Origin of the sequence: Novosphingobium aquimarinum (assembly GCF_009746585.1) — a bacterium.
GTDB classification, from domain to species: domain Bacteria; phylum Pseudomonadota; class Alphaproteobacteria; order Sphingomonadales; family Sphingomonadaceae; genus Novosphingobium; species Novosphingobium aquimarinum.
Map to the genome: position 1 here is coordinate 64,414 of NZ_WRPO01000005.1, position 13,985 is coordinate 78,398.

Annotated in this window: 15 protein-coding genes and 1 tRNA gene; 11 read left to right on the plus strand and 5 right to left on the minus strand. The window is 65.7% G+C overall.

Annotated elements, in window-relative coordinates:
• Positions 1 to 21: 21 nt before the first annotated feature.
• Complete coding sequence (locus GQO94_RS07155) at positions 22 to 603, minus strand: prolyl hydroxylase family protein (protein ID WP_156840650.1); 582 nt, start codon at positions 601 to 603, stop codon at positions 22 to 24.
• Between the two features lie 462 nt (positions 604 to 1,065).
• On the opposite strand from GQO94_RS07155, the gene GQO94_RS07160 reads away from it, so the two are divergent.
• The 11 genes from GQO94_RS07160 (at position 1,066) to GQO94_RS07205 (ending at position 10,376) form a co-directional block, all read left to right on the plus strand.
• Positions 1,066 to 1,142 (plus strand) — tRNA-His (locus GQO94_RS07160).
• A gap of 44 nt (positions 1,143 to 1,186) precedes the next feature.
• Entirely contained in the window at positions 1,187 to 2,248 is a 1,062-nt protein-coding gene (locus GQO94_RS07165; protein WP_156840501.1) for a Glu/Leu/Phe/Val family dehydrogenase, read from the plus strand.
• Between the two features lie 87 nt (positions 2,249 to 2,335).
• Positions 2,336 to 3,061 (plus strand): heme ABC transporter permease CcmC, encoded by a 726-nt coding sequence (gene ccmC, locus GQO94_RS07170; protein WP_156840502.1) that lies wholly within the window; start codon positions 2,336 to 2,338, stop codon positions 3,059 to 3,061.
• The gene (locus GQO94_RS20775; RefSeq protein WP_198045859.1) at positions 3,061 to 3,201 is read left to right on the plus strand and encodes a hypothetical protein; all 141 of its coding nucleotides are present in this window, start codon (positions 3,061 to 3,063) and stop codon (positions 3,199 to 3,201) included. Before ccmC ends, GQO94_RS20775 begins: the two co-directional genes overlap by 1 nt.
• Complete coding sequence (ccmE, locus tag GQO94_RS07175) at positions 3,201 to 3,671, plus strand: cytochrome c maturation protein CcmE (RefSeq protein WP_156840503.1); 471 nt, start codon at positions 3,201 to 3,203, stop codon at positions 3,669 to 3,671. The genes GQO94_RS20775 and ccmE overlap by 1 nt, the downstream gene beginning before the upstream one ends.
• The gene (locus tag GQO94_RS07180; RefSeq protein ID WP_156840504.1) at positions 3,668 to 5,626 is read left to right on the plus strand and encodes a heme lyase CcmF/NrfE family subunit; all 1,959 of its coding nucleotides are present in this window, start codon (positions 3,668 to 3,670) and stop codon (positions 5,624 to 5,626) included. The genes ccmE and GQO94_RS07180 overlap by 4 nt, the downstream gene beginning before the upstream one ends.
• Entirely contained in the window at positions 5,623 to 6,186 is a 564-nt protein-coding gene (locus GQO94_RS07185; RefSeq protein ID WP_156840505.1) for a DsbE family thiol:disulfide interchange protein, read from the plus strand. The genes GQO94_RS07180 and GQO94_RS07185 overlap by 4 nt, the downstream gene beginning before the upstream one ends.
• Entirely contained in the window at positions 6,183 to 6,593 is a 411-nt protein-coding gene (locus GQO94_RS07190; RefSeq protein ID WP_156840506.1) for a cytochrome c-type biogenesis protein, read from the plus strand. Before GQO94_RS07185 ends, GQO94_RS07190 begins: the two co-directional genes overlap by 4 nt.
• Positions 6,590 to 7,252: a tetratricopeptide repeat protein gene (locus GQO94_RS07195; protein WP_156840507.1), complete on the plus strand. Its 663-nt coding sequence runs from the start codon at positions 6,590 to 6,592 to the stop codon at positions 7,250 to 7,252. The genes GQO94_RS07190 and GQO94_RS07195 overlap by 4 nt, the downstream gene beginning before the upstream one ends.
• A gap of 89 nt (positions 7,253 to 7,341) precedes the next feature.
• Entirely contained in the window at positions 7,342 to 9,306 is a 1,965-nt protein-coding gene (locus tag GQO94_RS07200) for a potassium transporter Kup (RefSeq protein WP_156840508.1), read from the plus strand.
• A 113-nt stretch (positions 9,307 to 9,419) separates the two neighbouring features.
• Positions 9,420 to 10,376, plus strand: coding sequence for a TIGR03557 family F420-dependent LLM class oxidoreductase (locus GQO94_RS07205; protein ID WP_156840509.1), 957 nt, complete (start codon positions 9,420 to 9,422; stop codon positions 10,374 to 10,376).
• 6 nt (positions 10,377 to 10,382) lie between these two features.
• Here GQO94_RS07205 and GQO94_RS07210 read toward each other — a convergent pair whose 3' ends face one another.
• From GQO94_RS07210 to dapF, 4 genes are read right to left on the minus strand one after another with little or no spacing between them, the layout of a single operon-like run.
• Positions 10,383 to 11,039 (minus strand): inner membrane-spanning protein YciB, encoded by a 657-nt coding sequence (locus GQO94_RS07210; protein WP_156840510.1) that lies wholly within the window; start codon positions 11,037 to 11,039, stop codon positions 10,383 to 10,385.
• The gene (gene ftsY, locus GQO94_RS07215) at positions 11,039 to 11,974 is read right to left on the minus strand and encodes a signal recognition particle-docking protein FtsY (protein WP_156840511.1); all 936 of its coding nucleotides are present in this window, start codon (positions 11,972 to 11,974) and stop codon (positions 11,039 to 11,041) included. The genes GQO94_RS07210 and ftsY overlap by 1 nt, the downstream gene beginning before the upstream one ends.
• Complete coding sequence (locus GQO94_RS07220; RefSeq protein ID WP_156840512.1) at positions 11,971 to 13,143, minus strand: MiaB/RimO family radical SAM methylthiotransferase; 1,173 nt, start codon at positions 13,141 to 13,143, stop codon at positions 11,971 to 11,973. The genes ftsY and GQO94_RS07220 overlap by 4 nt, the downstream gene beginning before the upstream one ends.
• Positions 13,134 to 13,958 (minus strand): diaminopimelate epimerase, encoded by an 825-nt coding sequence (gene dapF / locus GQO94_RS07225; RefSeq protein WP_156840513.1) that lies wholly within the window; start codon positions 13,956 to 13,958, stop codon positions 13,134 to 13,136. The genes GQO94_RS07220 and dapF overlap by 10 nt, the downstream gene beginning before the upstream one ends.
• Positions 13,959 to 13,985: the final 27 nt, after the last annotated feature.

Consider the following 13,985-nt stretch of genomic DNA (forward strand, 5'->3'; position numbering starts at 1 on the left):
GCGCCGCTGTTGCCGCGAGGTTCAGCCCCAGGGCTTCTCGCGGTACCAGCGGGTGATGACGTGCTTCACCCCGCGCCGCACTTTCATCGCATGATGCAGCGACGCGGGGTTGGGGCTCTTGTCCGGCCGGCGGTTGTTCCAGGCGATCAACTTGCCGCGCTCGGGCTGCATGATCTTGTCGATGACTTTGAACCGCGTCGCGCCGCCGGCCTCTACGTCGTTCAGGTAGATCATGAAGGTCCAGGTGCGCTGGCCAGCGACCGAGCAGTACTTTTCGTAATCGGCTTGCTGCGGATCGAAGTAGTCGGTGTGAGCCTTGAACTCCTGCCCGACATCGTAGCGCTGGCCTTGCAGCGGCTCGCCGTAAATCGGATCGATGCCCGAAATCTGCGCGAGCTTGGCATCGAGTGACGCCACTGGCGGGTGATCGTAGGACAAATCGCAGGTTTCGCTGGTGCGAAAATAGTTGTCGCCATTGTGGTTGGCCACCGTTGATGGCCGTCGCTGCGCATCGATCAGCGCAATCAGATCGCGGCATTCGTCGGCATCGAGAAATTCGCGCTTCACGAACATTTCGATACGCGGCGAGGGGACGCGCTGCATGGCTTGTGCTGCGAGATGATCGATCGAAGCCTCGCCTGGCTCGACCGGGCGAGCTTCCGGACGCACCCGAACGTTGGGTTGCGCCGCGAAGGGGCCGGTCCAAAACATCGTATCGGGCCGGTTCGATTCGGGATTCGAGTCCATGTCGGCCTTCTAATACCTGATCCGCTTTGGGGAAAGCGGGCGCGCTGCAGGGAACTGCGGGCCACGACCTGAACATTCTCGCCCATGGCGTGGCCAAGCTTCGCCTTGGCGGGGGTCAATCCGATTCGCACTTTGGCCCCGACATCGAACTGCGTTTTTCCCGCACGTAATATAATTGCGCAGGCTCGCTGCCGGGCAACTTTTTGCTTTGCAACAGAGCCTCCTTGTGCGAGAGCGCTCGCCCTCGCCAATCGCTGCTTGCAGCGTCGGGCGGGCTTGCCTAACAGCGCGCCTCCTGCATGCGCGCAGGCTTGTGTGGCGATCGTAGCTCAGTTGGTTAGAGCGCCGGTTTGTGGTACCGGAGGTCGTGGGTTCGAACCCCATCGATCGCCCCATCAATGCCCCAGCACGCGTATGCGTTGATGACTGGGAGCGACGCGTGCCTGCCTTCTGGACCGAACCCGATTTCGACGAGCACGAACTCGTGCATCTGGTCCATGACCGGGCAAGCGGGCTGACCGCGATTATCGCGCTGCATTCGACTCACCTCGGCCCTGGCGCGGGCGGAACCCGGTTCTGGCACTATGCGGAGCCGGCAGGCGCGATGCGCGATGCGCTGCGGCTGTCGCGCGGGATGAGCTACAAGAATGCGATGGCGGGCCTGCCGGTGGGCGGCGGCAAGGCGGTTATCGTTGCAGGACCCGACAAAGCGAAGACCCCCGCGATGCTCGCGGCATTCGGCGATGCGATCGAAGCGCTCGGCGGGCGCTACATCACGGCCGAGGACGTCGGCATCACGGAAGCCGACATGGTCGCGGTGGCAAAGCGCACCAGCTATGTGACCGGCCTGCCATCGACCGATGCGGAGGCCGCCGGCGGCGATCCGGGGCCGTTCACGTCCAAGGGCGTGTTCCTGGGGATCCAGGCCGCGGTGGCACACAAGCTGGGGCGCGACCTCAAGGGCGTGCATGTTGCGGTGCAGGGCATTGGCAGCGTCGGCGGCGGGGCCGCACGGCTGCTTGCCGAAGCGGGCGCACGGCTGACTCTGGCCGACGTCGATGCGGACCGCGCGGCGGCACTCGCCAGCGAACTGGGCGCCGAGACGGTCGCCGCCGAAGCGATCATGGACGTCGAATGCGACGTATTCAGCCCCAACGCACTGGGCGCGATCCTCGACAATGTCGGGATTGCCCGGCTCAAGGCGCCGATCGTGGCGGGTGGTGCGAACAATCAGCTGGCGCGGCCGGAACACGGCCCGATGCTGGCGGAGCGCGGTGTGCTCTATGCGCCCGACTACGTGATCAACGGCGGCGGCATCATCGCGGTCACGCTCGAATATCTCGCCCGTCGCGACGGCAAGCCATGCGACATCGCCGAGGTTCATGCCAAGGTCGAGGAAGTACCGGTGCGTTTGAATACGATCTGGGAAGAGGCCGGCGCGAGCGGGCGTTCGCCAGATCAAGTGGCCGATGCCATGGCCCAGCGGCTGATCGGACGGTAATTCTTAGCGAAACCCTGTCGATTTCCCGACGGGGCGGCGCGGCGGGGGCTTGCTAGTGGCGGCGCGGAGACTAGAAGCGGGCTTGTCATGCACGGCTTCGCCAACCCGGCCCGTTTTCTGCGCATTGCCCGCTGGCTGACGCCGTTGTGCCTCGCCGTCGGACTGGTTCTGACGGCTGCTGCGCTCACTTACGGATTGTTTTTCGCACCGGCCGATCGGCTGATGGGCGATACCGTGCGGATCCTTTTCATTCACGTGCCTTCCGCCTGGCTCGGCATGGCGGGCTGGACGACGATCGCGGGTGCGAGCCTGGTCGAGCTCGTCTGGCGCCATCCGCTGGCGGGGATCGCCGCGCGCGCGGCGGCTGCGCCGGGCGCCGTGTTCACCGCTTTGTGCCTTGCAACCGGATCGATCTGGGGGCGGCCGACTTGGGGCACCTGGTGGGTGTGGGATGGGCGGCTCACGTCGATGCTGGTGCTGCTGTTCCTTTACTTCGGCTATATTGCACTTGCGGATGCCACGCGGGGTGAGGGCGGTAGCAGCGGCCGCGTCGCGGCGATTTTCGGGATCGTCGGCGCGGTAAACGTCCCGATCATCAATCGCTCGGTGGTCTGGTGGAACTCGCTGCACCAGCCGCCCAGCATCACCATGGGCCAGTCCGCGATCGACCCCGCGTTCCTGTGGCCTCTGCTGATTGCAACGTTCGGGTTCACGCTGATCTTTGCCGGGGTGATCCTGGCGCGGATGCGCGCCATCCTAGCCGACATTCAGGCCGAGGCGCGGTTGCGGCGCAAGGCGATGGCGCAAGGCTGATGCGCGAAACCCTCGATCAATGGGCCTTCGTTTGGGCAGCCTATGCCATCGGCATCGTCGGAACGCTGGCCATGGTGGCCTGGGCGTGGTGGTCGATGCGCCGCGCCGAAGCGCGCCGTGAAAAGAGCAGGGAACGCTGATGGCGACGCATGCCGCGGGCGGTCTCAAGCCGAAGCATCAGAGGCTGGTGCTGCTGGGCATTGCGCTCGTCGTGCTGATCGCGGCGGCGCTGCTGGCGATCTGGGCGCTGCGCAACCAGGCGAGCTATTTCTACGTGCCGAGCGAGATCGTCGCCAACCCGCCCGCGCCCGATCGCGGCGTGCGGCTGGGCGGGATGGTCGAAAAGGGCAGCCTGCGGACCGAGTCCGACGGCGTCACCATCGCCTTCGTGGTGCAGGATGGCGAGGCGCGCGTACCAGTGCGCTTCTCGGGCATTGTGCCTTCGCTGTTCGTCGAAGGGTCGGGCGTGGTTGCCGAAGGCACGTTGGGCACCGATGGCACGTTCGTCGCCACCAATCTTTTGGCCAAGCACGACGAGAACTACGTGCCGCGCGAAATGGAGGCCATGACCAAGGCCCAGGCCAAGAGCGTGGTGGCGGAAACCCAATGACCGCCGAGTTCGGTCTAGCCGCCTTGTGGCTTGCGGCCGCGCTGGCCGCGTTCCAGCTGATTGCCGGATCGCTGGCGCTGACCGAACGCGGCGCGCCGCTGGCGGGCGCCGTGCGGCCCGTCGCGGTGGTTCAGGGCTTGCTGACGCTCATCGCCTTCGTCGCGCTGATCCTCGTGTTCGCGAACACCGACTTGTCGGTGAAACTGGTCGCGATGAATTCGCATTCGATGAAGCCGCTGATCTTCAAGATCGCGGGCGCCTGGGGCAATCACGAAGGCTCGATGCTGCTGTGGGTCACGGTGATGAGCCTTGCCGGCGGCTTCGTCGCGCTGGTCGAGCGCCGCTTGCCCGAGCGCACGATGCTGGCGACGCTCGCCGGGCAGGCATTCGTCAGCCTGGGCTTCTACGCCTTCCTGCTGATCTCGTCGAACCCGTTCGAGCGGCTGCCGGTCGTGCCGGTCGAAGGCAACGGCCTCAATCCGCTGCTGCAGGACCTCGGTCTCGCCTTCCATCCGCCCACGCTGTACCTCGGCTATGTCGGGCTTTCGATCGCTTTCAGCTTCGCGATCGGCGCGCTGATCACGCGCGAGGTGGGCCCGGCCTTTGCCCGCGCGATGCGGCCCTGGGTGCTTGGCGCCTGGATCTTCCTGACGCTGGGCATCACCGCAGGCTCGTACTGGGCCTACTACGAGCTTGGCTGGGGCGGCTGGTGGTTCTGGGACCCGGTCGAGAACGCGTCGCTGATGCCCTGGCTCGCCGCGACCGCACTGCTCCATTCCGCCAGCGTGCTCGCTTCGCGTAACGCCTTGCGCGCCTGGACCGTGATGCTGGGCGTGGTCGCTTTCTCGATGTCGATGATCGGCACTTTCCTCGTGCGCTCGGGCATTCTGACCAGCGTGCATGCCTTTGCCGTCGATCCGGAACGCGGCAGCTTCATTCTCGGCTTGCTCGCGATCTACATCGGCGGCGCGCTGGTTCTGTTCGGGCTGCGCGCCGGAACCGTGACCGAGGGACAGCGCTTCGCGCCGGTCAGCCGCGAGAGCGCGCTCGTGGTCAACAACGTCGCGCTGTCGGCGATCCTGGGCATCGTGCTGTTCGGGACGCTCTATCCGCTGGTGACCGAAGCGTTCGATACCAAGGTCTCGGTCGGCCCGCCCTATTTCAATCCGATGGGCGCGATCTTCTTCATTCCCATGCTGCTGGTCCTCGCGGTGGGGCCGCTGCTGCGGTGGCGGCGCGATTCGCTGGGCCGCGTGCGCAAAATCTTGCTGATCCCGGCGGCCGTGCTGGCCGTCGCGGTCGTCGCGCTGCTGATCTTCAGCGATGTGAAGGTGTTGCCGTTCCTCGGTCTGGCGCTCGCACCGGCGCTCGCCATCGCCAGCCTGGTGCCATTGCGCGGCCGCAACTTGCGCCGCACCCCGCTGGCGACCTGGGGCATGGTGGTGGCGCACTTCGGCATCGCCGTCGCCTTGTTCGGGATGGCCAGCGAAAGCGCCTTTTCGGTCGAGCGTCTCGTCGCGATGCGGGCTGGCGACAGCACGGAGATAGGGCCGTGGAAGGTGCGGCTGGAAGCGGTCGAGCCGGTCGCGGGACCCAACTGGACCGCGCTCGAGGCGCGGATGGTGGCGCGCTACGAAAGCGGCAGCGGCACGACGATCCTGCCGCAGGCGCGCAGCTTCTGGTCGCCGCCCCAGCAGACGACCGAATCCGCCTTGCTCACGCGCTGGAACGGCCAGCTCTATGCCGTCCTTGGCGGCGAGACGCCCGCCGCGAGCGGCCCGGGCCGCTGGCAAGTGCGCTTGTGGTGGAAACCCTTCGTATCGATGATCTGGTACGGCGGGGTTCTGATCGCGTTGGGCGGCGTGCTCGCGGTGATCGGTCGCACCTGGAGCGATGTGAAGCGGATCGTCGCGCGCGACAAGATCGCCTATCGCCGCGAAAGGCAGGGCCGATGACCGGCGAACCCGAAAGCGCGGCGAACAAGCCCAGCCGCTGGATGATCTGGTTGCCCTTGGCGCTGTTCCTGGGCTTCATCGCGCTGGTCATGATCGGGCTGTATCGGCCGGCACCGCGCGATGTCGCCAGTACCCTGATCGGCAAGCCGATGCCCGAGTTCGATCTGCCGCCCGGCCTTCCCGGACGCCCCGGCCTCGCCAGTGCCGATCTCAAGGGCGGCGAGCCGCATCTCGTCAACGTGTTCGCCAGTTGGTGCCTGCCATGCCGGGTCGAGGCGCCGCAGCTCGAACGGCTGGCCGCGATGGGCGTGCCGGTCGAAGGCATCTCGGTGCGGGATCGGACGGAAGACCTGAAGCAGTTCCTCGCGCGTTACGGCGACCCGTTTCAGCGAATTGGCGCCGATGACGATGGACAAGTGCAGCTTGCGCTGGGCTCTTCGGGCGTGCCGGAGACGTATGTCATCGATGGCAAGGGCGTGATCCGCTACCAGCACATCGGTGAGATCAGGGCCGAGCAGATTCCGATGATCCTCGAAAAGCTCGAGGAAGCGCGCCGATGAGAGCGCTCCTCGCCTTGCTCATGCTGATGGTTTCGGCGGTCCCGCTCGCCGCCCAGGAAGAGCAGACCGCGCCTTACGCCTATCGCCAGCTCGACGATCCCGCAAAGGAAGAGGCCGCGCACGATCTGATGGTCGCGCTGCGCTGCCTGCAATGCCAAGGCCAGTCGATCGCCGATTCCGATGCGCCGATCGCCGGCTCAATGCGCTCGCTGGTGCGCGAACGGATCGCCGCTGGCGAAACCCCGGACCAGATCCGCGACTGGCTGATGGAACGCTATGGCGACTATGTCAGCTACGAGCCGCGAATCACTTCGCTCACCTGGCCGCTGTTCGCGCTGCCGCTGGTCTTGATCGCGCTCGCGGTGCTGTTGCTGCGCCGGCGCTTCGCGCGGGAGAGCAAGCCGTGAGCTGGGTGCTGCTGTTCCTGCTGGCAATCGTTGCCTTCGCGCTGCTCGCTTTCGTGCTCAAGGCGCCGCGTGTGACGTGGGAAGCGCTCGGCGCTGCACTGCTGTTCGGGATTGCCGGCTATGGCTTTCAGGGCAGCCCGGATCAGCCCAGCGCGCCGAAGAGGGGTGGCGAGCAGGTCTTCACCGATCCCGCCGCCCTCGTCGAGGCGCGCACCCGAGTCGCGGACGAAGGGCCGCTGTCGCGCGACTCGATGGTCAGCATTGCCGATGGCTATGCGCGCAATGGTCGCTTTGCCGATGCCGCCACGGTGCTGCGCGGGGTGGTCGAGGCGAATCCCAAGAACGGCGAGGCCTGGCTGGCGCTGGGCAATTCGCTGGTCGCGCATTCCGACGGTCTGCTGACGCCTGCCTCGCTTTACGCCTATCGCCAAGCCATGCTGGTGGAGCCCGATAGTGCCGGCCCGCCGTACTTCCTCGGGCTCGCCATGGCCCAGTCCGGCCGGTTTGCCGAAGCGAAGACGATCTGGGCCGACCTGCTGGGCAAGCTGCCGGAAGGCATCCCGTTGCGCGCGGACATACTCGAGAAGATGGGCCGGCTCGACCAGCTGATGGCACAGCAGTCCATGATGGGGACAGCCGGTGCGGGACAGGTACCGTGATGCGCGTTGTGCGGTGCTTCTGATGCTGCTAACCGCGCCGAATCCGCAGAAGCGAAGGCCTATGCCAACCCGCGTCATGAACCCGAGCAATGTCTGACAGCACGTCCGCCGACGGCGGGGCGGGGGCGCGGATCGTCGATCCGGCAACCGACACGGTTGAGCCGGCGGGGCACGCTGCGCAGCGCAGCAAGAACGTGGGCAAGCTCGCGTTCGGCGCCATCGGCGTGGTCTTCGGCGACATCGGCACCAGCCCGATCTACGCGTTTCGCGAAACCTTCGTCGGCCCGCATCCGCTGGCGATCGACGATCTGCACATTCTCGGTGTCGTCAGCCTGATCTTCTGGTCGATGACGCTGGTCGTCTCGCTGCAATACGTTTCGGTACTGATGCGCGCCGACAACAAGGGGCAGGGCGGCAGCCTGGCCTTGGTCGCGCTGATTTCCGGACGCCTCAGCAAGTCGCGCTATGCCGGCATTGCCGTGCTGCTCGGCGTGTTCGCGACCGCGTTGTTCTATGGCGACAGTATGATCACGCCCGCGGTTTCGGTGCTGTCGGCCGTCGAGGGCCTGACGGTGGTCGAATCCCGGCTCGGTCCGCTGGTGCTGCCGATCGCGCTGGTCCTGCTGATCGCGCTGTTCATGATCCAGCGCAGCGGCACCGCCAAGGTCGGTGCCTTGTTCGCGCCGGTGATGACGATCTACTTCCTGACGCTGGCCGTCCTGGGGATCTATCATCTCATCCAGATGCCGGGCGTCCTCGTGGCGCTCAACCCGTGGTACGCGGTGCAGTTCTTCCTGACCGACAAGATGCTCGGGTTCCTGGCGCTGGGTTCGGTCGTGCTGGCCGTGACCGGCGCGGAGGCGCTCTATTCGGACATGGGGCACTTCGGACGCGGGCCGATGCGGCTTTCGTGGTTCGCCTTCGTGATGCCCTGCCTGCTGCTCAACTACTTCGGACAGGCGGCGATGATCATCGGTCTCGACGATGTTTCCGCGGCCGAGGCAATGGAGAATCCCTTCTTCAACCTGGCGCCGGAATCGCTGCGACTGCCGCTGGTGATCCTGGCCACGTGCGCCACGTTCATCGCCAGCCAGGCCGTGATCTCGGGCGCGTTCTCGATCACCCACCAGGCGATCCAGCTGGGCTTCATTCCGCGCCTTTCGACTCGCCACACGAGCGAGGACGAATACCACCAGATCTACATTCCCTCGATCAACTGGGCGCTGATGACCGGCGTGATCGTGCTGGTGCTCTACTTCCAGAACTCGTCGAACCTCGCATCGGCCTACGGCATTGCGGTGACCGGCGCGATGCTGATCGATACGTGTCTGATGACCGTGCTTCTGACCATGATCTGGCGTTGGAAGCTGTGGGTGGCCATTCCCGTGGTGCTTGTCTTCTTCATCGTCGACGGTGCCTACTTCGCGGCGAACTTCGCCAAGGTGGCCGATGGCGGCTGGTTCCCGCTGATGATCGGCGGCATCGTCTTCACCCTGCTGACGACCTGGGCCAAGGGTCGCCGGCTGATGCGCGAACGCATGACCGAGGCGGCGCTGCCGCTCAACGTCTTCGCCAAGAGCGCCCATGGCAGTGCCGCCCGCGTGCCGGGCAGCGCGATCTTCATGGCCTCGAGCAATGCCGGCGTGCCGTCCGCGCTGCTGCACAACATCAAGCACAACAAGGTGCTGCACGAGCGCGTGGTGGTGCTGACCGTGGCGATCCAGGATGTGCCTTACGTCGAAGAGACCGAGCGGTTCGAGGTCCAGAGCCTGGGTGAGGGCTTCTACCGCATGACGATGAAGTACGGGTTCATGCAGGAAACCGACATTCCGACCGCGCTCAAGGGCACGACCATCTGCGGTGGTCCGTTCGAGATGATGAAGACCAGCTTCTTCCTCTCGCGCCAGACCCTGCTGCCGTCCGCCAGGCCGGGGATGGCGATCTGGCGCGAGAAGCTGTTCTCCTGGATGATGCGCAATGCGGCCAGCGCAATGGAATTCTTCCGCCTGCCCACCAACCGCGTGGTCGAACTCGGCAGCCAGCTGGAGATCTAAGAGCTGGACGCAGGAGGGCTGAGTGCCCTGCCTGCTCACAAGGGCAACTGGCTCTCGAGAACCATTGCAGCCGTTGTGCATTGCCAAAGGCAGGACGCAATGCGGAGGCTGCCATGACGAAATTCGGATACAAACTCATGACCGAGGAGCACGGGCCCAAGGCGCTCGTCGAGAATGCGGTGCGTGCGGAACGGGCGGGGTTCGACTTCGTCTCCATCAGCGATCACTTTCATCCCTGGCACGAGGCGCAGGGCCATGCGCCGTTCGCCTGGAGCGTGCTGGGGGCTATCGCCCATGCGACCCAGACCATCGAAATCACCACCGGGCTGACGTGCCCGATCATCCGCTATCACCCCGCGATCATCGCGCAGGCCGCCGCCACGATCGCGGTGATGAGCGACAACCGCTTCAGCCTTGCGGTCGGGGCGGGCGAACGGTTGAACGAGCACGTGACGGGCGAACTATGGCCTTCGACGCCCGAACGGCACGCCATGCTCGCCGAGGCGGTCGAGATCATGCGCAAGCTCTGGTCGGGCGGAGTGCATAGCCATCTGGGCGACTTCTTCTCGCTCGATCATGCACAGCTCTACGATCTGCCGGATGAGCCGATCACGGTGACACTCGGCGTCAGTGGCAAGAAATCCGTCGCGCTCGCGGCCGAAGTGGCCGATGGGATCATGGCAACAAGTCCCGAGGCCGAATTCATCGAAGGATTTCGTAAGGCGAAGGGCAAGGATGGCCCGTCTTACGGCGAGGCCGGGATGTCCTATGCCGCAGACGTCGAAACGGCGATCAAGACTGCGCACGAGCGCTTCGCCTTCAGCGCCTTCGACTGGTCTGTGAACAGCGAGCTGCGCGATGTCGCGGGGTTCGATGCGGCGACGAAGTTCGTGCGGCCCGAGGATATTGCGGAGAAGATCCCCTGCGGCCCCGACCCCGAAAAGCATCTTGAGGCGATCAATCAGTGGATCGATGCCGGATACGATCACATCGTCCTGCTCGGCGTCGGGCCCGATCAGGAAGGCTTCATCGACTTCTGCGAGAAGCAGCTCTTCCCCAAGCTGAAGTAGGCCCGCTCAGTCGACCGGCGGGTTCTGCAGGACTTCCTTTTCGCCTTCCGCACCCATTCCGTGGCGCAAGACCATCGGGATCTGCGAGAAGGTGAACAGGAACGAGAGGATGGTGAAACCCCAGACTTTTGCCTGGAGCCAGGTCCCGAAGCTGACCGTGTAGATCAGCACCGTGTTGATCACGGCGAGAACCAGGAAAAACACGGCCCAGTTGCGCGAAAGCTTGAGCCAGCCTTCCTCGTCGAGCCCTTCGAACGCCGATTCCAGCAGGAAGCGCAGCATCGGTTTGCCCTTGGCGAGGCCGATGAACAGCACTGCCGCGAACAGCAGATAGATCGCCGTCGGCTTGATCTGGATGTAAAACGGATCGTGCAGCAAAACCGTCACGCCGCCGAAGCCGATGATGAGGATGCTCGAAAGCCAGACCATCGGCGAAATCCGCCCCAGCCGCCATTTCGAGACGATCAGGGCGACGACCGTCGCGATGATAAAGCCGATGGTCGACTTGGTGACGGCGACGACGATGCCGAGCCCATTCTCGTTGTCCGCCGGCGCGTAATGGCGATAGACGAGGAAGAAGACCAGCAGCGGGCCGAAGTCGACCAGCAGGTTGACCCAGGACGACTTGGGCTTTGCGGCCGCCTTGGTATCGTCAGCGCTCATCAGGCGATCCCCGCGATGACGCGCGCGACGAGGTCGGGGTCGAAGGGGCGCAAATCATCAATCTTTTCGCCGACGCCGATCGCATGGATCGGCAGTCCGTATTGTTCGGCCGCGGCAACCAGCACGCCGCCGCGTGCGGTTCCGTCCAGCTTGGTCATGACGAGACCAGTCACGCCGGCCACCTCCTTGAAGATTTCGATCTGGGCGAGTGCGTTCTGGCCGTTGGTCGCATCGAGGACCAGGACCACGTCGTGCGGCGCTTCGGGATTGAGACGACCCAGCACGCGGCGAATTTTCGACAATTCGTCCATCAGCTCGCGTTTGTTCTGCAGCCGCCCGGCGGTGTCGACGATCAGCGCGTCGGTCCCGCGATCGGTCGCGGCTTTCACCGCATCGTAGACGATGCTGGCGGGATCGCCGCCTTCGGGGCCCTTGATGAGACCGACGCCCAGCCGATCGGCCCAGACCGCAAGCTGACCGATCGCGGCGGCGCGGAACGTGTCGCCCGCCGCCAGCATCACCGCGTAGTCCTGTTCCTGAAACAGATGACCGAGCTTGGCGATCGTCGTCGTCTTGCCCGAGCCGTTCACCCCGATCACGAGGATCACCTGAGGGCGAGGGAACGCGACGATATCGAGCGGCTTGGCGACCGGGCGCAGGATCTCGGCAATCTCGCGCGCGACCACTTCCATCACCGCGCGCTCGTCGGCATCGGGGCCGAACTTGGCATCGGCGAGCCTGGCGCGAATGCGCGATGCGGCGCGGGGGCCGAGATCGGACATGATGAGCGCGTCTTCGAGATCGTCGAGCTGGCCTTCGTCGAGGCGCGAGCCGCCGACGATTCCGGCCAGGTTCTGCGACAGGCGTTCGGACGTCTTGCGGAAGCCGCCGAAGAGCCGCTGCGACCATGGGTCGGTGGCGGAAGGTTCGTTCATGGCTGAAGCATTCCTTGGAGCACCCTGGCAGGCGTCACGTCTACGATCGTGCCCGCAGCCACGCCATCGGGGAGGCGCACCGGGGCAAAGCAGGGCGAATGGCCGGTTCCGTCGCGTTCCGCAAGGACCGAGAGCGATCGGCCGACAAGATCCTCGAGCCAGCGCCCGCGTTCGCGCGCCACGGCCTCGCGCAATTCGGCGGCGCGCGCTTTCACCGTGCCCCGTTCGACTTGCGGCATGCGCGCGGCTGGCGTGTCGGGGCGCGGTGAATAGGGGAAGATATGGCCGTGCACGATGCCGAGCTCGGCGATGATCGAGAGATTGGCCTCATGCATCGCGGCGTCCTCGGTGGGAAAACCGGCGATGAGGTCCGCGCCGACGGCGATGTCCGGGCGCCGCACGCGCAGGGCCGCGACCAGCGCCATCGCGTCGTCGCGGGAGTGGCGACGCTTCATGCGTTTCAGGATCATGTCGTCGCCCGATTGGAGCGAGAGGTGAAGATGCGGCATCACCCGGGCCTCGCCGGCGACCAGGTCGAACAGCAGCGGGTCAATCTCGGCTCCGTCGATCGAGGACAAGCGCAGCCGGGGCAGCTGGGGGAACGCTGCGAGAATGGCGGCGACGAGATCGCCTAGCCGCGCGCCCTCGACGCTCCACGAACTCAGATCGACGCCGGTGAGCACGACTTCACGGCATCCTGCTTCCAGATGCCCGGCGATCTCTGCGTTCACCTCCGCCACACTGCGCGACCGCGAAGGTCCACGGCCACGGGGAATGACGCAGAAGGTACAGGCGTGGTCGCACCCGTTCTGGACCTGGACGAAAGCTCGCGAATAGCGCTCGGAAACGGCAGGAGCCTGGGTGACATGCGGCACGTTCCAGGCACGCGCATCGAGCTTCGCGGCATTGGCGACGAGGCCATCGACCTCGGGCATGGCGGCAATCGCCTCGCGCTCGATCTCGGAGGCGCAACCGGTCACCAGCAGCCGCGCGTCGGGTTGCGCGCGCCGGGCGCGGCGGATCGCCTGCCGGGTCTGACGCACCGCCTCGGCGGTGACCGCGCAGGAATTGATCACGACGAGGTTCTCGGACGTGGCGAGCATGCGGCGCATCGTCTCGCTTTCGGCGAGGTTCAACCGGCATCCCAGCGAATGCACCGTCACACCCAAGCCGCGACTCCGTAGTCCGCCGGCTCGAAGCTGCCGGAGAAGGCAATCGTGGCAGGGCCGGTCATGCGGATGCGGCCGTCGGCCTGCCAGCCAATCGCCAGATCGCCGCCGGGAAGCGAGACGGTGACTTCGCGGTCGACGAGACCGCGCCGCATGGCACCGATGGCGGTGGCGCAGGCACCGGTGCCGCAAGCGCGGGTCTCGCCCACGCCGCGTTCCCACACGCGCAGGCGAAGTGCCTGGCGCGAGACGACAGTCGCGACGTTGACGTTGATGCGGTCGGGAAACAGCGGGTCGTGCTCGATCTGCGGGCCGAGATCGGCAAGGTCGACGGCATCGGTATCGGCGACGAAGAAGATCACGTGCGGATTGCCGACATTTACCGCGACCGGCGCATCGAGCATGCCCCAGCCGACCGGCATCGTCAGCGTGTCCATCGCATAGGCGAGCGGGATCGCATCCCAATCGAAGCGCGGCTCGCCCATGTCCACCGCTATGCCGGCAGCATCGGGCTCTGCAAAGAGGAGGCCGCCCAGCGTCTCGATCCGCGCCGGCCTGCCTTCGAGGACTCCGACCGCGCGGGTCGCATTGCCGCAAGCCTCGACTTCGCTGCCGTCGGCATTGAAGATGCGCATGCGCAAGTCGGCACGCTCGGAAGGCTCGACGACGATCAGCTGATCGCAGCCGATGCCGGTGCGCCGGTCGGCGAGCGCGGCAGCCAAAGGCCCCGTCATCGCCGGAAGCGGCTGCACACGCGCATCGAGCACGACGAAGTCGTTGCCGAGGCCATGCATCTTGGTGAACGTGATCGCCATACCGGCGATCTATGCGCTGGACCGCCG